At 36.9% G+C, this 26,072-nt stretch carries 21 protein-coding genes; 7 read left to right on the top strand and 14 right to left on the bottom strand.

Going from position 1 to position 26,072, the window contains the following annotated elements; all coding sequences use genetic code 11:
* Positions 1 to 45: 45 nt before the first annotated feature.
* From BHE19_RS18205 to BHE19_RS18195, 3 genes are read right to left on the bottom strand one after another with little or no spacing between them, the layout of a single operon-like run.
* Entirely contained in the window at positions 46 to 1,737 is a 1,692-nt protein-coding gene (locus BHE19_RS18205) for a RagB/SusD family nutrient uptake outer membrane protein (RefSeq protein WP_070908268.1), read from the bottom strand.
* 10 nt (positions 1,738 to 1,747) lie between these two features.
* The gene (locus tag BHE19_RS18200; RefSeq protein ID WP_070908267.1) at positions 1,748 to 4,924 is read right to left on the bottom strand and encodes a SusC/RagA family TonB-linked outer membrane protein; all 3,177 of its coding nucleotides are present in this window, start codon (positions 4,922 to 4,924) and stop codon (positions 1,748 to 1,750) included.
* 46 nt (positions 4,925 to 4,970) lie between these two features.
* Positions 4,971 to 6,398 carry a glycoside hydrolase family 28 protein gene (locus BHE19_RS18195; RefSeq protein ID WP_070908266.1) on the bottom strand — a complete coding sequence of 476 codons (1,428 nt, stop codon included), beginning with the start codon at positions 6,396 to 6,398 and terminating at the stop codon, positions 4,971 to 4,973.
* Between the two features lie 283 nt (positions 6,399 to 6,681).
* Between BHE19_RS18195 and BHE19_RS18190 the strand changes: the two genes are divergently transcribed.
* On the top strand, positions 6,682 to 7,710 hold the full coding sequence (locus BHE19_RS18190; protein WP_070908265.1) for a LacI family DNA-binding transcriptional regulator: 1,029 nt from the start codon (positions 6,682 to 6,684) through the stop codon (positions 7,708 to 7,710).
* Between the two features lie 154 nt (positions 7,711 to 7,864).
* Here the strand turns inward: BHE19_RS18190 and BHE19_RS18185 are convergent, their stop codons facing one another.
* The 8 genes from BHE19_RS18185 to BHE19_RS18150 all read right to left on the bottom strand — a co-directional run bounded on the left by BHE19_RS18185 (position 7,865) and on the right by BHE19_RS18150 (position 17,674).
* Entirely contained in the window at positions 7,865 to 9,487 is a 1,623-nt protein-coding gene (locus BHE19_RS18185; RefSeq protein ID WP_070908264.1) for a UxaA family hydrolase, read from the bottom strand.
* 2 nt (positions 9,488 to 9,489) lie between these two features.
* Entirely contained in the window at positions 9,490 to 10,956 is a 1,467-nt protein-coding gene (locus tag BHE19_RS18180) for a tagaturonate reductase (protein ID WP_070908263.1), read from the bottom strand.
* A gap of 214 nt (positions 10,957 to 11,170) precedes the next feature.
* Entirely contained in the window at positions 11,171 to 11,842 is a 672-nt protein-coding gene (locus BHE19_RS18175) for a bifunctional 4-hydroxy-2-oxoglutarate aldolase/2-dehydro-3-deoxy-phosphogluconate aldolase (protein ID WP_070908262.1), read from the bottom strand.
* Between the two features lie 11 nt (positions 11,843 to 11,853).
* The gene (locus BHE19_RS18170) at positions 11,854 to 12,876 is read right to left on the bottom strand and encodes a sugar kinase (protein ID WP_070908261.1); all 1,023 of its coding nucleotides are present in this window, start codon (positions 12,874 to 12,876) and stop codon (positions 11,854 to 11,856) included.
* A gap of 154 nt (positions 12,877 to 13,030) precedes the next feature.
* The gene (gene uxaC, locus BHE19_RS18165) at positions 13,031 to 14,434 is read right to left on the bottom strand and encodes a glucuronate isomerase (RefSeq protein WP_070908402.1); all 1,404 of its coding nucleotides are present in this window, start codon (positions 14,432 to 14,434) and stop codon (positions 13,031 to 13,033) included.
* Positions 14,435 to 14,459: 25 nt separating this feature from the next.
* Entirely contained in the window at positions 14,460 to 15,251 is a 792-nt protein-coding gene (locus tag BHE19_RS18160) for a gluconate 5-dehydrogenase (RefSeq protein WP_017495609.1), read from the bottom strand.
* A gap of 5 nt (positions 15,252 to 15,256) precedes the next feature.
* Positions 15,257 to 16,093: a 5-dehydro-4-deoxy-D-glucuronate isomerase gene (kduI, locus tag BHE19_RS18155; protein ID WP_017495608.1), complete on the bottom strand. Its 837-nt coding sequence runs from the start codon at positions 16,091 to 16,093 to the stop codon at positions 15,257 to 15,259.
* A 111-nt stretch (positions 16,094 to 16,204) separates the two neighbouring features.
* The gene (locus BHE19_RS18150) at positions 16,205 to 17,674 is read right to left on the bottom strand and encodes an MFS transporter (protein ID WP_083342589.1); all 1,470 of its coding nucleotides are present in this window, start codon (positions 17,672 to 17,674) and stop codon (positions 16,205 to 16,207) included.
* A gap of 443 nt (positions 17,675 to 18,117) precedes the next feature.
* Between BHE19_RS18150 and BHE19_RS18145 the strand changes: the two genes are divergently transcribed.
* The 5 genes from BHE19_RS18145 to BHE19_RS18125 all read left to right on the top strand — a co-directional run bounded on the left by BHE19_RS18145 (position 18,118) and on the right by BHE19_RS18125 (position 22,524).
* Positions 18,118 to 19,044, top strand: a complete 927-nt coding sequence (locus BHE19_RS18145) for an alpha/beta hydrolase (RefSeq protein ID WP_070908260.1) — start codon at positions 18,118 to 18,120, stop codon at positions 19,042 to 19,044.
* Positions 19,045 to 19,656: 612 nt separating this feature from the next.
* Positions 19,657 to 19,971: a hypothetical protein gene (locus tag BHE19_RS18140; RefSeq protein WP_070908259.1), complete on the top strand. Its 315-nt coding sequence runs from the start codon at positions 19,657 to 19,659 to the stop codon at positions 19,969 to 19,971.
* Between the two features lie 43 nt (positions 19,972 to 20,014).
* Positions 20,015 to 20,575 (top strand): 2'-5' RNA ligase family protein, encoded by a 561-nt coding sequence (locus BHE19_RS18135; protein WP_070908258.1) that lies wholly within the window; start codon positions 20,015 to 20,017, stop codon positions 20,573 to 20,575.
* A 160-nt stretch (positions 20,576 to 20,735) separates the two neighbouring features.
* Positions 20,736 to 21,659 (top strand): helix-turn-helix domain-containing protein, encoded by a 924-nt coding sequence (locus BHE19_RS18130; protein WP_070908257.1) that lies wholly within the window; start codon positions 20,736 to 20,738, stop codon positions 21,657 to 21,659.
* A gap of 100 nt (positions 21,660 to 21,759) precedes the next feature.
* Positions 21,760 to 22,524 (top strand): SDR family NAD(P)-dependent oxidoreductase, encoded by a 765-nt coding sequence (locus BHE19_RS18125; protein ID WP_070908256.1) that lies wholly within the window; start codon positions 21,760 to 21,762, stop codon positions 22,522 to 22,524.
* 98 nt (positions 22,525 to 22,622) lie between these two features.
* Here the strand turns inward: BHE19_RS18125 and BHE19_RS18120 are convergent, their stop codons facing one another.
* Positions 22,623 to 23,096 carry a hypothetical protein gene (locus BHE19_RS18120; RefSeq protein ID WP_070908400.1) on the bottom strand — a complete coding sequence of 158 codons (474 nt, stop codon included), beginning with the start codon at positions 23,094 to 23,096 and terminating at the stop codon, positions 22,623 to 22,625.
* A 150-nt stretch (positions 23,097 to 23,246) separates the two neighbouring features.
* Between BHE19_RS18120 and BHE19_RS18115 the strand changes: the two genes are divergently transcribed.
* Complete coding sequence (locus BHE19_RS18115; protein WP_070908255.1) at positions 23,247 to 23,963, top strand: DUF4386 domain-containing protein; 717 nt, start codon at positions 23,247 to 23,249, stop codon at positions 23,961 to 23,963.
* Positions 23,964 to 24,320: 357 nt separating this feature from the next.
* Here BHE19_RS18115 and BHE19_RS18110 read toward each other — a convergent pair whose 3' ends face one another.
* Together BHE19_RS18110 and BHE19_RS18105 are read right to left on the bottom strand one after the other, a co-directional pair.
* Entirely contained in the window at positions 24,321 to 25,019 is a 699-nt protein-coding gene (locus BHE19_RS18110) for a LytR/AlgR family response regulator transcription factor (protein ID WP_070908254.1), read from the bottom strand.
* Positions 25,016 to 26,056 carry a sensor histidine kinase gene (locus tag BHE19_RS18105; protein ID WP_070908253.1) on the bottom strand — a complete coding sequence of 347 codons (1,041 nt, stop codon included), beginning with the start codon at positions 26,054 to 26,056 and terminating at the stop codon, positions 25,016 to 25,018. Before BHE19_RS18105 ends, BHE19_RS18110 begins: the two co-directional genes overlap by 4 nt.
* Positions 26,057 to 26,072: the final 16 nt, after the last annotated feature.

Raw genomic sequence — 26,072 nt, 5'->3', positions numbered from 1 at the left:
AACTTAACCTCAAAATTTTTAAAACCACTAATCATAAAAACCTTTTTAATAAGCCGGGTTTTGAGGGTAATTTTTACTTCTGTTCAAATCTAATGCTGACTGTGGTATTGGTCTCAAAATTTTAAGATTACCATTCTGTCCGTTAAATACGTTGGCATTGGTGATTTTAGGATTGTATAAAACGGCTCTTTGTACCAATGTACCGGTACGTTTCAAATCGAACCAACGGTGGTATTCTCCTAATAGTTCTCTTCCTCTTTCGTCTAATATGGTGTTGATATCAATAGTCGTCATTACCGGAATTGCTCCCACTACTCCGCCTCCTGCTCTTCTTCTTACTTCATTCAAACGTGTTAAAGCTGTCGCTGGCTGACCTGCTTTAAAGTAAGCTTCGGCGGCAACCAGATAGGTTTCTCCCAGCCTTGCTACAATAAAATCACGGGTACTGCTTCTGTTGGTTGCCGGTGTGATCGGTGTGGTGTTGTAGTTGGCACTGGTGGCACCGCTGTATGGTGCATTTGGATCGTCGAATTTACGAACCGGAATCAGGTTGTAATCACCACCTGAAGCGGCAGCCGAAGAATAAGTTCCCCAATTGTGGTATCTGAACGTTGCTGCATTGGCTTTTCTTGAAGCATTAGCGGTATTCCAGGCAGCTCTGTCGGCTAAAGTAAACCAACGTGGCTCGTAAAAATCTGTAATTTTCAAAACCGTTTTATCCGTTACGGTATAAAAATCGTAGTATCGGCTGTAGATTTCGGTCATGAAGGTATTTTCCCAACGTTTATCACCCTGCTCATACAATGATAATGCGTAAGCTGTAGGACAAAGTGTGTAACTTCTGTTTGGATATGGATTACCTGCTGCTGCTGCGCCTAAGTACGAACTAAACCAGTAGTTTTGTGAACTTCCCAACGCTGTTACTCCTGTAGCATTCGAAGCTACTGAAAACTGAACGGAGAAAATGGTTTCGGCATTCATCTCGTTGCCTGGTTTTACCACATCTGCAAAAGATACATTAAGTCCTTGTCCGGCAATTACCTGATCTGCTAAAGAAGCTGCGGTAGTAAAATCTGCCGGTGTTCCAAAAGTTTCGTAACCTTTAGTCAAATATACTTTTGCTAACAAATCCTGAACGGCTCTTTTATTCACTCTTCCTGTGTAAGCCCCTGTGCCCACTGCCGGAAGCGCTTCGTTAAGGTCTTTTAAAATTTGTGTGTATACTTCTTCTGCTGAATTTCTGTCGAAAGAGGTAATAGCAGTATTAATATTCTCTAATACAATCGGAACACCTCCGTAAGTCTGAACCAAAAGAAAATAAGCATTTGCTCTTAAAAATTTCAGTTCGCCTACTCTTGTATCTACTGTACTTGCTTTCTCAGTAAGGGTTGAATAATACAATCCTTTGTTGGCTTGCTGAATGGCCATGTAACAAGTTCTGTACAATAAATCTACTCCGGCTGACGAAGAAGAAAGGGTTAAATATTTAGCCAATCCTTCCGGTTCCTGATTTCTTCCTTCAGAGTACATATCGGTACCTGCTTCAAACAGCCACGGATCACCGCCGTATATATCTTTTAGAGTGGCATAATTGGTATTAACTAATGACTCAAACCCGGGAGCAGTAAGAAAATATTGTTCTGCCGAACCAAAGGCACGGTTGTCTTCTTCGATAAAATTGGAGCACGAATTAAATGTCGTCGCCAGTAATGCTATAACTACTACTATTTTTTTCATTTTTCTTAATTTAAAATTTTAAACTTAATCCCATCTGAACGGTCCTTGTCGCCACACGATTCACTGCTAATGCTGCAGTTGCCCATTCAGGGTCATATCCTTCGTAATTGGTAAATACAAAAGGATTCAACACATTCACATAAAGTCTTAAACTTTTAATTTTCAATTTGCTTACTAAATCCTGATCAAAACTATACCCAAAAGCGATGTTTTGAATTTTTACAAATGAAGCGTCTTTGTAAAATGCTACGTTATTGGTATCATAATAAACCCCTGCTCCACGTGGTAACGGATTTGTATTGGAATACTGAGCCGCTATACCTGCGCCATTAGCCGGAATATACCAGTCTCCAAGATCTAATTTTTGACGCCCTCTGTCGGTAACATCGGCAAAGTTGTCGTGGAATCCGCTAAAGACAGTCATTCCCTGATTGGTGATTAACGACATTGACAAATCAAATTGTTTTACTTTTAGAGTTGTAGAGAAACTTCCGGACCATTTAGGATCGTAGTTTCCTAAAATAGCTCTGTCGTTATTGGCGTCAATTTTTCCATCGTTATTCAAATCTTTTACTTTTGCTTCTCCCGGTTTCTGACCGTAAGAAAGGGCTTGTGCCGCTTCACTTTCCTGCCATACTCCATCAAAAACATAGTTGTAGTACGAATGAACATTTTCTCCAATAAATAAATTATTTCCAACATCACTTACCTGATCCTGACCATAAATAGACTCCAGTTTGTTTACGTTTTTAGTAAAAGTGAAGCTGGTCTCCCAAGTAACATTTTTAGTTTGAATGTTTTTAGTAACCAAGGCCACTTCAATACCTTTATTTCTGATAGAACCTACATTAGAAGTAATAGTTGGTACTCCGATTTCTAACGGAAGGGCTTGTTGAAATAATAAATCTTTAGACAAACGATTGTAAACGTCTACACTACCTGAAATTCTATTGTGAACAAATCCAAAATCCAAACCTAAATTCACCTCTTTTGTTTTCTCCCAGGTCAGATTGGTATTTCCTAAACTTGAAGTAGTAAACCCATTGGCAATGGTACCGTTAAAGTCATAGTACGCAGGATTTTTTAAAACAGTTAAACTTGAATAAGGGCTAACATTGTCATTTCCGGTATAACCAATACTTCCTCTTAATTTAAAATTAGAAACGAAATCTAATTTTTTCATAAATCCTTCTTCATGAACATTCCATCCTAAAGCTACAGAAGGGAAAGCAGTCCATTTATTATTTTCAGCCAAAACAGATGATCCGTCATAACGTACCGAAGCGGTTAACAAGTAACGTCCCTGATACGCATAATTGAAACGGGCCGCATACGATTCTAAAGTATTTTTAGAGTATGGAGTGAACACTCCTGAAGGAAGTAATGCGATAGTACCATTTGATGGTGTCAAGGAGTAGGTAGACTGAACTCCTGAACCTAAATTGTAAAAACTGGTTTCAAAAGGGTTTTCTCTTGACGCTGCAAAATACGTTTCGGTAGTATTAGAATAGAAACTCTGAAGACCTAAAAAGCTAAAAACATGGTCTTTATTTAACGTGTAATTGATGTTAAACTGATTGTCCCACGTATAATTAAAATTGTTCACATTGGTTACGTCACCGGATGGCAAGCTTTTATTTTTAAGACCAAAATCAGTTTGTGCGCCAAATGATCTTCCTTCTCTCGCGTCCATTTTTCCTGCTGAAAAAGTAGAGCGGAATGATAACCAGCTGTTGATTTTATACTCTCCGAAGATATTCCCAAGGGTAGTGAATCTTTCTATTTCGTCTGTTGAATTTGCAATTTCTAAAAGCGGATTGTAAGAACCTGTTTTGTTGATCGCTAAATTTCCGTTAGGATATCTCAATGTACCCGGCTGTTGTGCATAAGTTCCAACAATTTCATTACCGGCTGCATCTATCGCCCAAGGCGAAGTATATGGGTTTTGTCTGAAAGCTTCCTGCATGGCCGTTGGACTTCCTAACTGTTCAGAGGTCTTAGAAATAGTAAGATTAACTCCAAATGAAATTTTGTCGTTTATTTTATGATTCAAACCTGCTTTAAAATTGTATTTATCAATTCCTTCATTGTCAATTACTCCCGTTTCTTTCTGAGCTCCAAGACCAATGTTATACGACAGTCCGTTATCGGCACGACCGGAAACATTTAAGTAATTGTTTTGCATCATTCCACCTTTAAGAACCGCATCCTGCCAGTTGTAGCTTTTATTGTTAGCTACTCTCTGAAATAACACAGGGTTTGTACCGGCCTGTCCTACAGCAGCATTCAATTCTGAAGCATCAATATCGTTATAGGTTGGATTGGTAGCTGAAATAGTAGTTGCCAAAAATGCCGATTGATGGTAATACCACCATTTTTCAGGACTCATTAATTTTGGTAATCTTACGGCCTCTTTGTTACCGTAAGAGCTGTCAAAAGTAACAGTAACACCAGACTTAGCACTTGTTCCACTTTTGGTCGTTACAATGATAACCCCGCTTCCTCCTCTGGAACCATAGATGGCGGCAGAAGATGCATCTTTCAATACGTCCATTCTCGCGATGTCCTGCGGATTCAGGAAGTCAATATTATCTGTTGGTACGCCATCCACCACAAAAAGAGGTTTCGAACCATCTTTATTGATTGAGTTTGTTCCTCTGATCACAACGTTAAAACCGTCACCAATACGGCCACTGTTTGAAGTTACCTGAACTCCCGCAATACCTCCCTGAATCGCTTCCATCGGATTGGTAACGTTTCTTTCGGTAATTTTAGCTGCCGACAAAGTATTGACTGCTCCGGTAAGGTCTGTTTTCTTTGCGGTACCGTATCCTACAACCACTACTTCATTTAGTGAATTGGATTGTTCCGCCAGGCTCACATTCACTTTCGATTTTCCTGCAATGCTTACTTCTTGTGTCTGAAAGCCTAAGTAGCTTACAATTAAAATTACTTTATTATTGGACACATTTATTTTAAAACTTCCTTCAAAATCTGTAGAGGTTCCGTTTTTAGTTCCCTTTTCCTGAATGTTTACACCTGGTAATGATAATCCCGCAGCATCTGTAATTTTCCCCTCCACTATAGTCGATTGCGCATAAGCTGCACTGCTCAACAAAAAATTCAGGAAAAATAAAAATACAAGACTGTATTTTATTTTTTTCTTTAATAGTTGTTTGGTATTCATAGTTTTTTAAAATGGTTTGGTTAATTGATAGTTTTTAATTCGTAAGTTATTCTACTTTTTTTTCATTGATATAGGTATTAATAAATTGTATGTTCTTCACATTTTTAAGCAAATGCACCGAATCTACTTTTTGAATGACAACATTTTTAAGGGTAATATTTTCTACAGGAGATTGCTCATAGCCTTCTGCCCATACTCCATATTTTCCTCCATTTTTAACGTTTATATTTTCCAGGCTGATATTTCTGATGGTTGGAATAAAATTGCCGGTTTGTGAACCGTAAACATTGTAAAACATGTTTAATTTTAAAACACATTCTTTTACAGTACCCACTTCAAGGTTTCGAACGAATACATTTTCAATGACTCCGCCTCTTTTTGAATTGGTCTTGATTCGGATGGCACGATCCAAATTTGGACTGTCCATGACGCAGTCTTCTACAAAAATAGTATTGACACCGGCCGATATTTCACTTCCAATAACTACTCCGCCATGACCGTCGATCATTTTACAGTTCTGAACGATAATATTTTTGCTTGGAATTGCTACTCGTCGTCCATCGCCATCGCGACCTGCTTTGATCGCGATACAATCGTCGCCAGTATTAAAAGTACAATTCTTGATAAGTACATTTTGTGAATATTCAGGATCACAACCGTCATTATTAGGACCATGACTGTTTACGGTAACTCCGTCAATGATAATGTTGTTTGATTTTAAAGGATGTAAAATCCAAAAGGGAGCATTTATAATGATAACATCTTTAACCAAAATGGTACTACATTCAAAAAACTCCATAAAATTAGGTCGCAGATAGCGTCCCTCACCAAAGATTCTTTCTTTTATCGGAACCCCATTTTCGGCCATATCGATCAAAACGGCACGATTTTGAGGATCATTCTGCGAAGGAATTCCTTTTTTCCAGCCGTAATCTTTACCACCGGACCAAATCCACCAGTTCGTAGCATCTGCCTGTCCGTTTAGAGTTCCTTTTCCGGTAATGGCTATATTGGTTTTGTTTTTGGCGTAAATAAGTGGCGAATAATTCATCAGTTCTGTTCCTTCAAAGGAAGTATGAACCATAGGATATTCTTTTGGATCGATGCTAAAAAGGACTTCTGCATGATCCTCTAAATGCAGGTTTACATTACTCTCTAAATGTATGGCACCTGTTACATATTTTCCAGCTGGGATTAACACTTTTCCTCCGCCATTTTGAGCACATGCTTTTATTGCTTTTTCAAAGGCCAGTGTATTTAATGTCTTTCCATCAGCCACTGCTCCAAAATCATTAACATTATAAGTCTTATCTAAAAAACGGGTTTTAGAGATACTTTTTACAATTAAGTCTTTGTTTTTCCAGGGATCAGATTCAGAAACAGCTAGAGCCTGCTTTCCACAAGACAGCATCGTGAAAGCTGTTGTAGCTGCCATTAAAACTGATTTAAACATTCTAACTTTCCCTGCAATCATGTTATTCTATTTTAAGATTGATTTACAAAACAGTGCAATTATGTAATCGATTACACGAAAGTAGAAAAATAGTTTTAATGCACCAAATTTATTTGAAAATTAATTATATATTTAATTTTTATTACGGAATATAATTACACTTAATGTAAAAAATTAGATAATTTATTATCATTGTAGAATCGAAATCGTTTTAATTATAAATTATGGTAATCGATAACAATATGTAAAACGTTATAAAAAAAAATGTATTTTTGTCAGAGATAAATATGAAAAACCATTTTTAATGAGCGAAAAGATAACCATTTACGATATTGCCGAAAAATTAAATATCACCGCTGCTACCGTTTCGCGGGCATTAAACAATAATCCGAAAATAAAAGAGAGCACGCGCGAGTTGGTTATTAAAACTGCGGCTTCAATGAACTATAAGCAAAATAAACTGGCGCTCGCCTTAAAAAGCGGCCGAAGTAATAATATTGGCGTTATAGTTCCGCGTATCGACAGCAACTTTTTCGCTTCGGTTATCCGGGGAATAGAAGAAGAACTTCATCCACATGGTTATCAGGTAATTATTTGCCAGACGCACGAAAATCCGAAAAGAGAAAACGAAAACTTATATACTTTAATAGATGCCCAAGTTGACGGTATCATCATGTCGGTTACCGATGTAACGGGAGAAAATGACGGTGCTTTTCAATATGTTCTGCAAAAAAATGTTCCGCTTATCTTTTTCGACAGAAGCAAACATATTGACGGAGTGAGTTCTGTAACCATAAATGACTTTAGAGGTGGTTACCAAACTACCAAACATTTAATTGATGAAGGCTGTAGAAATATTGCTCACTTATCCGGAGATCAGTCGCTTGAAATCTTTAAAAACAGGTTTCTAGGATACAAACAGGCTTTATTAGACAATGGAATAACATTTGACGAAAAATATGTTATTCCTGTAAAAAGTACCGTTGACCACGGAAAGCAGGCCGTAGAGCTTTTACTTCAGTTGGAAACACCTCCTGATGCTATATTTTCATCGAGTGATTTTGCTGCTTTAGGCGCTATTCAGGAACTAAAAGAAAGAAATGTCAGTATTCCTAAAGAGTTTTGCGTAGCGGGTTTCAGTAATGAGCCTTTTACGAAATTTATGGAATTATCGATTACTTCTGTAGATCAGTCTCCGCTTGAAATGGGTAAAATGTCTGCTCGTGTTTTTCTGGAACAGGTCGACAAAACGGAGACGATTAAAATTGAAAAAAAGGTAGTTCTTGCTCCGGAATTACACATTCGTAAATCGTCATCAAGAACTAGCCTTTAAGTTTTTTCATTTTTCAATAAAGATTAAGTAAATTAAGCTCTGTAATTAACCGGTTAGCCATAACTACTCTCTGCTTAATGAAACTTAAGATCTTAATAGTTCAAACAAAAAAAACTCACTTAACAGTGAGTTTTTTATATAATGCTTTATTTTTCTAGAGTGAAACCCCTCTCTTCCAGGGAATAAAATCGTTTTGATTTAAGATTGCTGCCTTGGTTTTAATGGTACCGCTGGCAACATCGATGATAAACTCCAACATTTCATCAGCCATTTCGTCGATGGATTTTTCGCCTGTGATAATACCGCCGGTGTCAATATCAATAATATCGGACATCTTTTTAGCAAGGTCGGTGTTAGACGAAATTTTCACTACAGGTGCGATCGGGTTTCCTGTTGGAGTTCCCAAGCCTGTCGTAAACAATACCATATTGGCTCCCGAACCTACCATTGCTGTTGTGCACTCCACGTCATTTCCAGGCGTACAAAGCAGCGTTAATCCCGGTTTCGAAATGTATTCGCCATAATCAAAAACACCGGTAATTGGTGATGTCCCTCCTTTTTTAGCGGCTCCTGCTGATTTCATGGCATCGGTAATCAATCCGTCTTTGATATTACCCGGAGAAGGATTCATATCAAAACCTGAACCGGCATCTACTACGGTTTTTTCATACCATTTCATTAATTCTAAAAAGCGTTCTCCACTTTCCTCTTCGACGCAACGGTTGACTAACTCCTGCTCTACTCCACACAATTCCGGAAATTCTGAAAGTATTGTAGTTCCTCCTAAAGCAGCCAGTAAATCTGAAGTTACCCCTAATGTCGGGTTAGCCGAAATTCCGGAGAATCCATCAGATCCGCCACACTCTAAACCTATTTTTAGTTTGGATAAAGGTGCCGGAGTTCTTTGTACTTCGTTTGCTTTTTTAATGGCTTCAAAGGTATCTTTTACCACACTGCTCAGCATGGTTTCGATTGTCCCGATTTGCTGCTGATCGTAAATCAAAACCGGTTTTTTACTGTTTGGATTTATCGCATCTAAAGCATCTTTAAAGATTTGAATTTGCAGGTTCTGACAACCCAGACTCAATACAGTTGCTCCGGCCACGTTTGGATTGTTTACATATCCTGCCAATAATTTGGCCAGACTATGCGAATCCTGACGAATACCTCCACAACCACCCTGATGTGTGATGAATTTTACTTCGATGTTGTTGAATAAATTAGCCTCGTTTGAAGCGGCTTCATTTCCGGCTCCACCGGTTTCTGATTTCACCAAGGAACGAAGTAACAATTGATAATCGTTCTCTTTGGGCTTCATTAATTCTTTTTCAAAAATATCTTTTAGAATTTCGATGTTTCTGTTTTCACAAAATACCAATGGAAAAAACAGCCATACATTCTCGGTTCCAACTTGTCCGTCTTCTCTGTGATAACCCATGAAAGTTCTGTCTTTCCACTTCTCAATATTCGGAGCCGTCCAGCCAATTGTTTCTGTTTTTCCGGTTACTTTATCGCTTTCGTGTTTTACATTAGCCGTAGAAAGCAAACCTCCTTTTCCAATTTTAGCACTCGCTTTTCCTACCAGAACTCCATACATAATAATCCTGTCTCCTGTATTAAAAGGAACCATCGCGATTTTATGCTTCATCTTCACATCACTCTCAACAGTAACGGCCGAACCTTCAAAATCAATCACCTCACCTGCTGAAAGATTTACCAAAGCTACTGCTACATTATCTGTAGGATGAACTTTTATTAATTTTTTTTGCGTTGCCATAACTAAACTTTCTGAGTTACATTATTTATTTGTTTTTGAAAATTGGTAAAACCATTTTCAATTCCGTTTGCATCAATTTCTTCCAATGCGACTGTAATTGCTTTTGTTAATCCCGGCACCAGTGTTAAATCCTCGTCCCAGAAGCTTGTATTCTGCAAAGTCAATCGTGCTATTTTTTCATAATCATCCGATTTCCAAAGACTTTCGAAAAAAGAAACAATATCCTCACTATCATTAATTGGTAAAACCCCGCCCTTCCAACTTCCTTTGTAAAAACGGATCAAAGCAGCAAAAGCAAACGTTAAATGAACCGGAAGTTTTTGATGAATATCCACATATCCCGTTAAACTAGGTAATACGCGCACTTTAAATTTTGAAATCGAGTTTAATGCAATTGAAGACAGTAAATGCTTGATAAACGGGTTTCTAAAACGGTCCAGAATTTCTTCAGAGAAACTGACCAATTCTGCCTTATCCATGTTCAACGTTTCATTGATCTCTTCAAAAACAGCTTTGTTTACAAAATCACCGGTAAAAGCATTGTCAACCGTTTCTTTTACAGTCTCGTTACCATAAAGCATTGAGAAAGGAACCATAGCGGTATGTACTCCATTCAGAATTCTCACTTTACGTGTACGATACGGCTGCATGTCGGCTACGATTTTTACATCCAGTGCTGTTTTTCCAAACGGAAGTTTTGCTTTCAGTTTATCATCTCCTTCAATTACCCACAAAAAGAAACTTTCGGCACTTACAATCAAATCGTCTTTATAATCCAACTGACTGTTGTACTCTTCAATCTGGTCTTTCGGATAACCGGGTACAATTCTGTCTACTAATGTATTATGAAAAGAACAACTAGCTGTTAACCAGAAAACAAATTCATTTTCTAATTTCCAGTCCGCACAATATTTTAAAATAATTTCTTTTAAAGTATCTGAATTGTAATTGATTAATTCGCAAGGAATAATCGTTAATGCTTTATCTGCCGCTCCTTTAAAATGCTTGAATCTTTCATATAAAAGCACCGTTAATTTAGCCGGAAAAGAAACCGGGGGCTGCATACTCAACTGATCGGATTCGATATATTCTATACCTGCTTCGGTTGTATTTGAAATAATAAAAGCCAATTCTTCTTCTCTGGCCAAAGCCAGATACTCCTGAAAAGATGCATAAGGATCAATTGCTTTTACGATATTGGAAATCAATTCTTTTTCCTGGATCTCTTCTCCTTTTTTTACTCCTTTCATGAATAAGGTATACAATCCGTCCTGAGCATTAATCATGTTCACCAAACCTCTGTCGATAGGCTGTACTACGGCAATTCCTGCATTAAAATCAGCTTCCTGATTTAATTTTTGAAAAGCATATTCTACAAAGGCTCTTAAAAAGTTACCTTCTCCAAATTGAACTATTTTTATAGGAAGTTTTTCTGAAAGCCCTGAGCTCACTCTGTTTAATTTTTCCATTACTTTTTCTCTTAAAGTGTTATCAATAATCACGTTTAATACCTTATTTATCTCTGATTATTTCCTCTCACTGTAAAAGAAACATTACACTTGTGTGAGGAAAACAAACCTTGCTGTGAGGACTCACAAGATTCATTTATCAAGCGTAATGCTCAATTACAATTTCTAAAATCTAAAAAAAACGCATGTTAAATAAGGACCTATATGATTACCCTTATTTATTTTTAATACTTTTTATAATATCCAGAACCTGACTAACTTTTGTTTTTAATCCGTCATAATCCTGTCGTTCTAATATCTCTTTTGAAATTAACTGTGATCCAATTCCCACGCAGGTCGCTCCCGCACTAAACCACGAAGTCAGACTATCAACTGTTGGCAAAACTCCACCTGTTGGCATGATATTCGTCCACGGACATGGGCCTTTTATAGCTTTGATAAATTCCGGTCCGTAAATATCACCCGGAAACAATTTTACGATTTCGCATCCTAATTCTTCGGCTCTTGCAATTTCGGTTAATGTTCCGCAGCCCGGAGACCAAAGTACTTTTCGTCGATTACAGGCAATTGCAATATCTTCTCTAAAAACCGGAGTCACAATAAAATTCGCTCCCAGACTCATGTACAAAGATGCTGAAGCCGCATCAGTAATAGAACCAACACCAAGCATCATTCCCGGTAATTCTGCCAAAGCATATTTATTTAATGCTCCAAAAACTTCATGAGCAAAATCTCCTCTGCTTGTAAATTCCATTAATCTTGCACCTCCATCATAACAGGCCTTTAATACTTTCTTGCTTATTTCGATATCTGAATGAAAGAATAGCGGAACCATTCCGTTTTCTTTCATCGTTAAAGCCACTTCAATTCTTGAATATTTTGCCATATTTAAATCAATTATCTAGATACTAATCCGGTAGCATCACCATCTATCATATTTTCAACTTCTTTTAAGGTTACCAGATTATAATCTCCGGCAATGGTATGTTTTAAACAACAAGCAGCCACAGCAAAATCTAAAGCTCTTTGATTGTTGTTTTGATATTCCTGCAATCCATAAATTAAACCTCCCATGAAAGCATCCCCGCTTCCAACACGATCTACAACAGGGGTCACTTCTTTTACGGCTGCCTGATAAATGGCTTTACCGTCAAATAAAACCCCTCCTATTCTTTGATGTGACGCACTTACAGAGTACCTAAGGGTTGTTGCTGCTATTTTTAAACCCGGAATCAAATCAAACAATTTGCTGTACAACACCGGAAGCGATTTCTCGTCCTGATAATTCGGATTGACTTTCGGAATTCCCAACATAAAATAGGCGGTATCAATATCTCCTAAAATAACATTGCTGTATTGCAACAGCTCCGGCATTACGTCACTTGGTGTTTTTCCGTATTGCCATAATTTTGATCGGTAATTCAAATCACAGGAAATTGTAATTCCCAGTTTATGAGCTGCTTTTACTGCTTCTAAACAAGCTTCGGCGGCACTTTGGGAGATTGCCGGTGTGATCCCGCTCCAATGAAACCAATTGGCTCCCTCAAGCACTTTCTCCCAGTCAATCATTCCTTTTTCGATAGTTGCCATCGAACTGTGTGCACGATCATAAACCACATTACTGCCTCGTGTCCCGGCACCGGTTTCCAGAAAATAGATTCCTAAACGCTCTCCTCCGTAAACTACATTTCCGGACGCTACATTCATTTTTCGCATTTCTTTTACTGCCGAAGCACCGATTTCATTCTCGGGTAATCTTGTTACAAATTCGGCATTCAAACCATAATTAGCCAAAGACACGCAAACATTAAATTCACCGCCTCCATAAGATGCTCCAAATGCTTTTGCCTGCGAAAATCGCAAGTGTCTCTCTGTCGAAAGACGCAACATAATTTCCCCGAATGCAACTACTTTATTCATATAATTTTATTGTTTTACCAGTAAAAGTTTTTTTTTACCATTAAGATATTAAGAAAATCAAGCCTAATGCTTTTATTTACCACAGCTTACACTGATTAAAAAGAGACTTAAACTCTTTCCTCTATATTCTTTGCTCTATATTCTCTCTTCTCACTTAAAATTTAAAATATTCTTTTGCATTATGATAGGAAATATCCGAAACCAGTTTCCCTATCCACTCCATATCATTTGGAAGCTCTCCGCGTTTGATTTCATCTCCTAAAAGATTACATAAAATACGTCTGAAATACTCATGTCTCGGAAAAGATAAAAAGCTTCGCGAGTCTGTCAGCATTCCCACGAAACAACTGATTAAACCCATGTTTGAAAGAGCATTTAATTGTTTTGTCATTCCGTCTTTCTGATCTAAAAACCACCATCCCGATCCAAACTGAACTTTCCCTCTGACACTTCCGTCATTAAAATTTCCAATCATGGTTGCCATCACTTCGTTATCGGCCGGATTTAGGTTATAAATTATCGTTTTCGTCAATTTATCTTTACTGTCCAGGGCATTTAAAAAGCCGGATAGTTTTTGTGCCTGGGGATAATCACCAATAGAATCCCAACCCGTGTCAGGTCCTAAAATTCGGTGCATGCGGGCATTATTGTTTCGCAAAGCTCCTAGGTGAAATTGCTGCACCCATCCAAACTCATGATACGTCTCAGACAAGAATAACAATACGGCACTTTGAAATTTTAAAACTTCTTCGGGAGTTAAAATCCTATTTTCTCTTTTCTTTTTGAAGATGCTATTAATTTCATTTTCTGTAAATTCTTCGAAGTAAATCTGGTCTAAGCCATGATCACTAAGTTTACAGCCGTTTTGATTAAAAAACTCAATTCGGTTTCGCAATACACTGCACAAATCAGCATAGGTATGAATTGCAACTCCGGATACCTCCCCTAACTTGTCCAGATAGGCATTATAGCCATCATTGGAAATTAAGATCGCTTTATCAGGTCTGAAGGCCGTACTCATTTTAGTTCCAATTGGATTCTTTGCCAATTTTTGATGAAACTCAAGACTGTCAATCGGATCTTCGGTCGTGCAAACCAATTCAGCATTTACTTTTTTAAGCAGATTTTGCGTGCTGTAGGCCGGAGAATTAATTTTCTCGGTTGCTTCCTGGTATATTTTCTCTGCCGATTTTTCATTCAGCAAATCATAAATATCAAAATAACGCGCCAGCTCTAAGTGCGTCCAATGATACAAAGGATTACGCATGGTGTATGGAACCGTTTTAGCCCAGTTTAAGAATTTATCTTTGTCAGGAGCGTTTCCGGTCACAAACTGCTCGTTGATTCCCAAGGTACGCATCGCACGCCATTTGTAGTGATCTCCGTTGATCCACACCTGTGTAATGTTTTCAAAAATTTTATCTTCAGCAATAAACTGAGGATTCAAATGATTGTGATAATCGATGATGGGCTGATTTTTGGAATAATTATGATACAGCTCTTCTGCAAATTTATTTTCAAGTAAAAAATTATCGTTTATGAAGGTATTTGAACTCATGATTTTTTTGATGTAATTGAAATAATTATTCGTTTGATGGTTTCCCAATTGTTGCTAAGATTCCACCATCGACATACAAAATGTGGCCGTTCACAAAATCGCTTGCTTTTGAAGATAGAAATATAGCCGCTCCGGCCAGATCACTTGCTTCTCCCCATTTTGCAGCCGGCGTTCTACTGATAATAAAATCGTTAAAAGGATGCCCGTCCACTCTAATAGGTTTGGTCTGTTCGGTAGCAAAATACCCAGGACCAATTCCGTTGATCTGAACATTATGTTTGGCCCATTCGGTAGCCATATTTTTGGTCAGCATTTTCAAACCGCCTTTCGCAGCAGCATAAGCTCCTACTGTACTGCGGCCCAACTCGCTCATCATCGAACAAATGTTGATTATTTTTCCTCGTCTTCTTTCAATCATCCCTCTTACTACATGCTTTGATACAATAAACGGACTCACCAAATCAATATCAATAACCTCTTTAAAATCGGCTACCTCCATTTCAATCAGCGGAATTCTTTTAATAATCCCTGCGTTGTTAATCAGGATATCAATTGGCCCCACTTCATTTTCAATTTGTCGAACTGCAGCAATAACTTCCATCTCGTCCGTTACATTAAACTTATACCCCACTGCATGAATTCCCTCTTTTTGAAGTTCCGCTACGGCATCATCAATTTTTTGCTGAGAAGAATTTCCGTTTACCACAATTGTCGCACCCGCCTCTCCTAATCCTTTTGCCATTGCCATTCCCAGTCCGTGTGTACTTCCTGTAATCAGGGCAACTTTTCCGTTTATATCAAATAATGAGTTTGCCATATTATTTATCTTAAATCAGTGATTTTACACACATCCATATCTCCGTAATCCAAATTCTCACCCGCCATTCCCCAGATAAAAGTATAATTACTGGTTCCGGATCCCGAATGAATCGACCATGGTGGTGAAATAACCGCCTGATGATTGTTCATCCAAATGTGTCTCGTTTCCTGAGGCTGTCCCATAAAATGACAAACGGCCTGATTTTCGGGAATATCCAAATAAAAATAGACTTCCATTCTGCGATCGTGTACGTGTGCCGGCATGGTATTCCAGACACTTCCGGGTCTTAATTCCGTCATTCCCATCTGTAATTGACAAGTGGTTACAACACCTCCAATAATCATTTGATTTACGGTGCGGTGATTAGCTGTCTCCATAGTCCCCAATTCCAGCTTGTTTGCTTCTGCCAGACTCACTTTTACGGTTGGATATGTTCTGTGTGCCGGAGCAGAATTGATGTAATATTTTGCAGGATTCTTAGGATCATCACTTTTAAAAATCACTTCCTTATTACCGCTTCCGATGTACAAAGCATCTTTAAACGCTAATTCGAAAGAAACTCCTTCAACAACAACAGTCCCTTTACCGCCTACGTTGATAATTCCCATTTCTCTTCTTTCCAAAAAGTAACCTGCTTTCAACGGATCAATACTTTCCAAAGTCAGATCCTTTAACGGAACTGCTGATCCTGCGATATATCTGTCATAATGAGAATAGGTTAACACAATCTCATCTTCCTGCATTAAATCGTCAATTAAGAATTCGTTTCTCAATTCCTGAGTGTCATATTTTTTTACAGCTTCCGGGCTTGACGCGTATCTTGAACTATATTTTGTCATAATTTTAAATTAATGTAATCGATTGCACAAAATTAGATTTTTATCCTTAAAAACCATAATTGATTGTAAAATTTATTCTTTTTTTATAATTGTTTTTGTTATCTGTAATCCTTAAAGATTGATAATCGGACTGTATTTAGGTACTAACATTTTCATCACAGACCATCCTGTCAGGTAACAAATGGCACAAATAGAAAAAATGATAAAATATCCGGCTTCAATTCCTTGAAAACCCATAAATGACATATTGCTTTCTTTGGCATAATCAAACAGCATTCCCGAACCTTTATTGATAAAAGTAGAACCGATACCTCCGGCCAAACCTCCAATACCAGTGATCGTTGCAATTGCTTTTTTAGGAAACATATCTCCAACAGTTGTAAAAATATTAGCCGACCAAGATTGATGAGCTGCACCTGCAATACCAATAATAATAACAGGAATCCAATAACTGATGTACCCTAAAGGCTGTGCAATCAAGGCCAACAAGGGAAAGAATGCAAAAATTAGCATTGCTCTCATTCTACCTTCATAGGGGTTCATCCCTTTCTTCTCTACAAAATAGGTTGGCAGCCAGCCACCAATAATTGACAGCAGGGTTATCATATATAAAACGAATAAAGGAAGAGCCGCCTCAGTAGAATCCATACCATAAACCGAACTTAAGTAAGCCGGGGTCCAGAATAAGAAAAACCACCATACTCCATCGGTCATAAACTTACCAAAAGCAAATGCCCAGGTTTGTTTGTATTTAAAACAATCGACAAAAGAAACTTTATCTTTGGTTTCCGGTACATACCCTTTTAGTTTGCTGTCTGTAATATCATCTTGTTGTATATACTCTAATTCTGCAGTACTTACTTTTGGGTGTTTTTCAGGCTTATCATACATGAAAACCCAAAATCCCATCCAGACAAAACCTAAAGCACCAATGATGATAAAAGCCATTTCCCATCCGAAAGATTCTGCGATAAACGGAATAGATATAGGAGCTGCCAAAGCACCAACAGTAGCACCTGCATTGAAAATACTGGTTGAAAATGCTCTGTCTTTTTTAGGAAAATACTCGGCGGTAGTTTTAATCGCAGCCGGAAAATTTCCTGCTTCACCTACTGCTAAAACAAAACGGGCAAAGATAAACAGTGTAACACTTACATTAATGACCAATCCGGTGTCTTTCACAAGGTGAATTGCCTGCTTGGCGCCCTCAAAACCTACAAACCAGTTCCCACTAATAATTCCGGCTGTGGCAATACCACAAAAAGCATGAAGACAAGCCCCAAAAGACCAAATACCAATGGCCCACAGAAATCCTCGTTTAGTATCCATCCAATCCACAAATCTACCGGCAAACAGTAATGAAACTGCGTAAAAAATAGAAAACAAGGCGGTTATATTTCCGTAATCATTATTAGTCCAATGAAACTCAGGCGCAATAAAATCGCTCCACGTTAAAGAAAGTACCTGTCTGTCTAAATAGTTGATAGTGGTTGCAAAAAAAAGCAAGGCACATATACTCCAACGATAACTTCCTGTAGATTTTTTGGATTGGGTCATAATAACTGCATCTGTTTGGTTCATGGTAATGGTTTATTATAAAAGTTGATAGTTTTCCGGCTCATTTAATCTGCTGTTCAAACATGATATAAAAATTACAATACCTATGAATTAAATGCAACAAAATTAAATAAATGTAATCGATTGCACAAATATAGTTTTAAATCTTTATATTCCAAATAAATTATATAAAAATTTAATTTCAACACATAATTAAACAGATCGCTCAAAAAAAAATACTTTAAATTACATTTTAAGTAATATATTTGTTAAAAGCTATTTTTACAAACTTAACCGTTTTATCTATCAAAATTGTCCAAAAAACTTTCACTTTTGATCAATTCACTGTAATCTTCAGGTTTGTGAAGTAAAAGTCATTTGTTACATTTTTACAAAAGCGTAAAACTGATCCGAAAAAACTTTGTTTTAAAACACTTTTCCAACCCATTTAAATATTTCCATAATTCATGAAAAATGTAAAAGAATTACTTGTAACCTTATTTTTATTCACCTTCATGCACACTACTATACATGCACAAAATGAAATTATACCGCTCTGGAATACAATCCCAGGCGAAATAAAAGCTCCGGAATACAAGGAAAATGAATCTTTTATAGACGGAAAAGTGCAGAGTACAAGTTTAGTTACCGTTCCAACATTGAGTGTTTTTTTACCTAAACAAAGCAAACCCAATCAAACTGCTGTTCTTATTTTTCCGGGAGGAGGATATCAACATTTAGCTATTGATAAAGAAGGCACCAAAGTCGCCAACTGGCTTAATAGCTTGGGAATTGCAGCTTTTGTTGTCAAATACAGATTACCCAGTGATCAAATCATGAAAGACAAAAAAAACGGACCATTACAAGACGCACAGGAAGCCATACGTCACGTAAGGCAAAATGCAACAAAGTACAGCATAGATGTTAACAAAATAGGAATTATTGGCTTTTCGGCCGGAGGACATTTAGCTTCTACGCTGGCAACACATTACGACGAGATAACTTACGATTCGAAATCTAAAACAAGTGCACGTCCGGATTTTTCACTTTTAATTTATCCGGTAATCTCCATGCAAAATGAGATTACCCACAAAGGCTCGCAAAGTAGTTTACTGGGGAATAATCCCTCACAGGAAGTACGTGATTTTTATTCTAACGAAAAGAAAGTTACTTCAAAAACTCCTCCCGCTTTCCTGATTCATGCCACAGACGACAAAACCGTTTTAACGGAGAACAGTATCAATTACTATCTGGCGCTTAAACGAAACGGGGTTTCAGCTGAATTACATCTTTACGAAAAAGGAGGTCATGGTTTTGGGTTGGGCGTAAATAGTACCAGTAAATTTTGGACCCGAGATTGCGAAGAATGGCTTAAAATTAATGGCTACTTATAATAGTACAGAAAGAATAAAAAAAAGGGTCTTTAGATCCGGATAACCCAATAACCAAATCTAAAAACCCTATAAAAATCAGACTCTTTTGTAATCCTGCAAATTCATACAAAGCTTATACCCACGATCAAATGAATAAGTCCAATTTTCATTGTAATTAAAAAAATTGTTTCTCCAAAAACAGTTAATTATAACAACCTATTATGCAGTCTAAAAAGGTAAACACAGCATAATTACCCGTTATTATGGCGCGAAATTACAAGCAACTTTAGAGAAATCATTACGGCTTTCCGCATTATGAAAAACTTTTTCCTCTTAAAAACGCTAAGTCACTGAATATCTGAAACACTACAGTTCTAAAATCTTTTGTTTTTTTTAAGGGACTAAGAAACTAAGGCTCTGAGATACTAAGACTCGAAGGTGTTAAGGCTTTAAAAATTTCCGAAGTTTTCTTATTCTAGATTAAGTTATAACAAGCTCTTTACTAGTACATTTGTAAAATACAGACTTTTTTTCTAAGCTATTAAGGCGTAAAGTTACTAAACTTATGGAATCTTAGAACCTTAGTATCTCAGCACCTTAGCTTCTTAGAAAGAACTCTAAAAACTACTATCTATGAAAACATACGAATTCTTACTGCTTGGAAAGAACCAAGCGATTCTTGAGATTTTGCTCCGATTGGTGAATGCTTATGAAAACTGGAATGCAGTTGGTTTTAGTGATGAAAAACTGGCTCAGGATTATTTTCTGAACCACAAAATTGATATTGTACTTTTGAGTTCAGGCATCGAAGATCATATCGAAAAAGAATTTACTTCTTTTTGTTTAAAACAGCAACCTGATGTTGAAGTAATTGAACATTTTGGAGGAGGAAGCGGTTTATTAAAATCAGAAATTGAATATCGATTGCATCTGAAAGGAAAAATTTAGATGCCAACAAATTCTTTAAATTTGTCAAAAACCGAACGTTAAAATGGAAAAGAAATATTCAGTTGTCATTCATCCCTCACCAGAAATAATTGAGGCCATCAAAACCATGAAAGAACATCTTGCAACTAAAATTGGCTGGTTCAACAGTAAAAATTCGGTGGCACATATTACGATTTGTGAGTTTACAACTGACGATTCTCAACTGGATAAATTCAAGCAAAAGCTTTTTAATATTTGCGATACCTTTACTCCGTTTCAGGTACATTTGGATGGTTTTGGTTCGTACGAAAGCGGTGCTTTTTTCATTGCCCCAAATGAAGAATCAAAAAAAAGTTTACAACCAGTCATGAAAAAGACACAGAAAGCGTTACTTCTTTCCAACCTAAAAAAAAGCAGTGATCCGCATATTTCTATCGGCAGAAAACTAACTCCCGAAAATCTTAAAATCGCATCGCAGCTCTTTACCACAATTGCCATGGATTTTTTCTGTAAAGAAATTATCCTGCGTGAATTAGATCCGGTGAAAAAACAGTTTTTTGTCATTGATAAGTTTCCTTTTGGCAGTAATCCACAGCCGGAACTGATACAGGGGACTTTGTTTTAAATGTTTATTGTGAGATGTGAGATGTGAGACGCAAGACGCAAGATGTAAGATGCAAGATGTGACCTGAAACTTGAAACTTGAAACTTGAAACCTGAAACTTGAAACCTATAAAACCTAAAACTTCATTTTTTCGTATATTTGAATTTTACAAATCATCGTCATGAAATCACTGGATTCTTTTTACAAAGATATAACTGAAGGTTCCTCCGTTGAACCGGGTTCTTTATTGCCCAATGACATCAAAAAAGAGATTGGTCATTTTAATGTATTTAATATCAAAGAGGTTTTGGATCGTCTTCAGGGTAAAGCAATCATGCCTTATGACCGACGTGCTTACTATAAAATCAGTTTGATTAAAGGAAAAAACAGGGCTGAATACGCCGATAAGATAATTGAAATTGAAAAGCAGGGACTTTTATTTGCTACCCCAAAGATTCCCTACAATTATTTACCGCAGGACACCAATCAATCCGGGCAGTTTTGCGTCTTTACCAGTGAATTTTTATCAAAAAACAAAAGCGGGATTGATCTGGACGAACTTCCTATTTTTGCTTCTGACGGGTATCCTATTTTTCAATTAACCGATGATGAAGTAGCAGAAGTAGAATTGATTTTCAACAAAATACAAAAAGAAATCAATTCCGATTACGTTTACAAATATGATTTAATTCGGAATTACGTCGCCGAACTCATTCACTTCGGACAAAAACTACAGCCTATAACGGCATTGTATTCCAGACACAATTCGGCTGCCAGAGTTTCTTCTTTATTTGCTGAATTGCTGGAAAGACAATTTCCTATTGAATCTCCAAATCAACGCTTACAACTTAGAACTGCTAAAGATTTTGCCGAAAGATTATCGGTTCATGTCAATCATCTGAATAAAGTTTTAAAGGAAAATACCGGAAAAACTACAACCGAATTAATCAGCAGCCGTTTGACAAACGAAGCCAAAATCCTTTTAAAACAAACGGACTGGAATATTTCTGAAATTGCCTTCTCCTTAGGATTTGAAGAATTGGCTCATTTCTCTAACTTCTTTAAAAAACAAACTTCGTTTACTCCTTTAGCTTTCCGATCTTAAATTCATGATTTGAATTTCGCAAACATCGGTTTGATATTTACAATTCTCACACACTACTTCGCCCCTACCTTTGTCTTATTAATTTAAAATACAAAATAAAATGGCAGTACATACAAAAATTGCTCTGGTAACAGGTGGCAGCAGAGGTTTAGGAAAAAATATGGCGATTGCAATTGCCAAAAAAGGAATCGATGTAATTATAACTTACAACAGCAAAAAAGAAGAGGCTGATTCGGTAGTAAAAGAAATTGAAAGCTTAGGGCAAAAAGCCGCCTCGCTTCAATTAAATGTTGCCGATTCCGGTACTTTTAATCCCTTTTTCAACTCTGTTGCAGAAACTCTAAAAAGTACTTTTAAAACGGATAAGTTTGACTTTTTAGTAAACAATGCCGGAACGGGACTCCACAATTCATTTACGGAAACAACAGAAGCCGAATTTGATCAATTAACTAATATACATTTTAAAGGCCCCTTCTTCTTAACTCAGAAAGCATTAAATCTTATGAATGACGGTGGCGGAATCGTAAATATCTCAACCGGTCTGGCAAGATTTTCTTTTTCGGGTGCTTCCGCCTATGCCTCGATGAAAGGTGCTATTGAAACATTAACGAAATACCAGGCAAAAGAATTGGGTGAACGAAAAATCAGAGCCAATGTAGTTGCTCCGGGTGCAATCGAAACCGATTTTGGAGGTGGTGTGGTTCGCGACAACGAACAATTGAACAAAAATATAGCTGCAGTTACGGCCTTAGGAAGAGTTGGATTACCGGACGATATTGGCGGAGTGGTTGCCTTTTTATGTACCGAAGAGGCACGCTGGGTAAATGCACAACGCATTGAGGTTTCAGGCGGAATGAATTTGTAATTTTTACTTCGCGAATCTAATAAAATTAAACCCGACAGGTTTTTAAAACCTGTCGGGTTTGTCATTCTGAGTATATTGAATTAGTAAGAATTCTGTTTTTAATCTTTCTCGATGATTACGTCAAAACCTCCGTTTTTATCAAAAACCACATCATAGAATTTGGCGTTTTTTTGTATTCCGACTTCGTAAGTGGTTTTGTTTTTATCGTCTACCACTACTGCAGATTCCTTAATGGCACTGGCAGGATAATTTTTTTTCAGATACACCTGTGCTTTTTGTGGCAGCTTACTTAACGGAATCTGCAACTCAAAAGCTTTCAGAGCTCCCAAATTATCATAAACCGCCAATGCATTAGTATTTTTATCTGTTTTGAACTTGGCTTCATACCGAATTTCATCGTCGTCATCTCCAACATACTTCAAGGTCCAGACCGGAACTTTACCGGGATATTCTTTCTGAAAAGTAAACACTACTTTTTCAGGAGGAGTGACAACTTTATCGGGAGAAATTCCATTCTGCCCTATTAAAAAGCTGCTGTACAAAAAGGTAATCATCAGAAATAGGTTTTTCATGTGGCCTAATTTTAAATTAACATTTCTTAAAACTAACATATTAAAATTACTACTTTATTCTGAAGAAAAAATGATATTATAAAAAAATGTTAAAATAGTTGGTAACAATGTTCTTTGTCTTTCGTCTTACGAAAAACCAAAACCTAAAAAATGAAATCTAACCTGAAAAATTTTGAAGCTTCACCGCAGCTTTATGCACGCATAGCCGGGATATTATATTTGGTCATTATCGTCATGGGATTCTTCGCAGAAACATTTGTCAGAAACAAATTGTTTGTGTCCGGAGATGCCACTGCCACCGCTCAAAATATTATGCATTCGCAGTTTTTATGGAAAATTGGCATTACAGCGGATCTTATTATGCAAATTTGCGATCTTCCGGTCATGATTATTCTCTATTATCTTTTAAAGCCGGTAAACCGAAAGCTTGCTCTTTTAAATTTATCGTTCAATTTAATCCAGACTGCCGTTTTAGTCGCCAATAAACTGAATCTTTTGGCTGCATTGTTCTTTCTTGGAGATGCCGAATATTTAAAATCTTTCAGTCCAGATCAGTTGCACACTTTGTCTTATCTTTCGATCAAATTGCATGATTTTGGTTTCGGAATCGGATTGATCTTTTTTGGATTTGTATGTTTACTGGAAGGCTATCTGATCTTTAAATCGGGTTATTTACCAAAGACTATTGGAGTTTTAATGAGTCTCGCAGGAATTTGTTATCTTACCAATAGTTTCTTCTTAATTCTGATCCCGAAACTTTCAAGTATAATTCTATTGATGCCTTGTTTGATTGCCGAATTGTCTCTTAGTTTATGGCTTGTTTTTAAAGGGGTAAAACTGCCCGTCTGGAAACAGCAGTTGGTATAATCAACCTTAATAATGCAATTAATTTAAACACAAAGATTCTAAGTGTTGAAAAAATAATAGCCACAGATTTAAAGGATTAAATCGATTAAAAAATCTGCCAGATCTGCGGGAATTTGTTTTTTTTCACACGCAGATCTGGCAGATTTTGCAGATTTTTTTTAATCCTTTTTAGTAGAAGCTATTACTTTGAAAATCATTCAACCTGTGTAATTACCAAAACTGAAATACAATCAAAAAAGCCTGCGGGAAATTACTCCTGAGCAGGCTTTTTCTTTGAAATAATTGAATTAGTAAGCTTCCTTCATTTCTGTTTTTATATCAATTTTACTTCTATTTCAGTCCAATTTTACATCTGTATTATTTCTTCAGTCGATCTGATAATTCTCTTTTATAGGTAATACCAATCGGCAATTTTTCGTTTTTAATGACCACAAAATCTTTGTCGGTGGCTTCAATTTTATCAAGAGCCACGATGTAGGACTTGTGAATGCGCATGAAATTCTTCTCGGGCAAACATTTCTCCAATTCACTGGTCGTGATAGAGGCCAGATAAGTTCTTTTTATGGTATGTAACTTCACATAATTCCCAAAACTCTGTGCAAACAAAAGCTGATCCAATTCTATCTCAATAAAGTAACCGTCAACCTTCACTGTAACGGAATTGATTACTGCTTCTTCGATTTTCGCTTTACCATTTTCCGTGGCAAAAAAACGATCGATGGCTTTGAGGAATCTTGGAAAATAAATAGGCTTGAGAAGATAATCTATAACACCGTAATCATAACTTTCAAGGGCATAATCAGAATAAGCGGTGGTTAATATTGTACTGGGATGCGTTGGAATAATCTTCAGTAATTCCATCCCTGAGATCTCCGGCATATTGATATCCAGAAACATCAAATCAACGGGATGTTCTCTTAAATAATCCATTGCTTCAATACCGTTAAAGCCTTGAAAAACCAATTCTAATTGCGGATTTTGTTTGATGTAATTCGCCAGCACATAATGCGCTGCCGGTTCATCATCGACAATTATACATTTTTTAGGTTCTCTCATTCTACAAACTTTTTCAATTGCAGTTTCAAATCTACAATATAGGTGTTTTTATCGTCCTGAATGTCCAATTTATAGGCTTTCCCATAAATCAGATTCAATCGTTCTATGGTGTTTTTTAAACCAATCTTAGTCGAAATAACATCCGTTTTTTTCTTTGGAATGGAGTTCACCACATGCAAATGAAGCAATCCGTTCTCGACTGTAATAATGATTCTCACAAAACATTTTTCTATCGCACAGGTCCCGTGTTTGAATGCATTTTCGATAAATGCAATCAATAGCATTGGCGATACTTTATAGGCATTTTCATTGTCGATTTTACAGTCGTACGTAATCTCACAGCGATACCCTACCCTTTCTTTTTCCAACTGAACATAACTGTTTATAAACTCGAGTTCGTCTTCCAGAGACACGCATTGTTTGTTATTGCTTTCGAGCTGATAACGCATCAGCTGTGATACTTTCATGATTAAATCTGACGTCCGATCAGGAAACTCGAGACTAATTCCGTAAAGCGTATTAAAGGTATTAAATAAAAAGTGCGGATTCAATTGTCCTTTTAATGAATTCAATTGCATTTGGTTGAACAAAAGAGTCTCATCGGTCTGTCTCTTGTGGATTCTGTAAAACTTAAAAACAATTATCGGGCTCAATATACAAACCAAAGTCCCTAAAACGCTGGCCAGTTGATACACATAACTACGCTGATGAGAGTTTTGGTACAAACGGCAGTTACTAAACATTTCCAGACTGGTAACCTCATATAAAACAACCGAAAAGAGCAATACTCCCGCCAGTGTCAGAAAAATATAAGTTACAGGGCGTTGTTTTTTAAAAAGTATGGGAAGTAAAAAGAAACGGTTGAATTGAGCGTGCAAGTATAAAATTAAATAGAAAAAAATGCCCATTAAGATGGAGGTAAACGAACTGAACAACATCCAGTCGTTTTTTAAGGTATAAATAGTAAATGAAAAGGCAACAACGGCAATTTCCTGCCACCATTTGTGATCCAATATGTTTTCCAGTTCTTTATTCATTCTTAAAACTTAAATA

It is taken from the genome of Flavobacterium tructae, assembly GCF_001853485.1.
In the GTDB taxonomy this organism is placed as follows: domain Bacteria; phylum Bacteroidota; class Bacteroidia; order Flavobacteriales; family Flavobacteriaceae; genus Flavobacterium; species Flavobacterium tructae.
The sequence above is the reverse complement of the archived record's forward strand: the minus strand, read 5'-3'. Positions and strand labels throughout refer to the sequence as shown.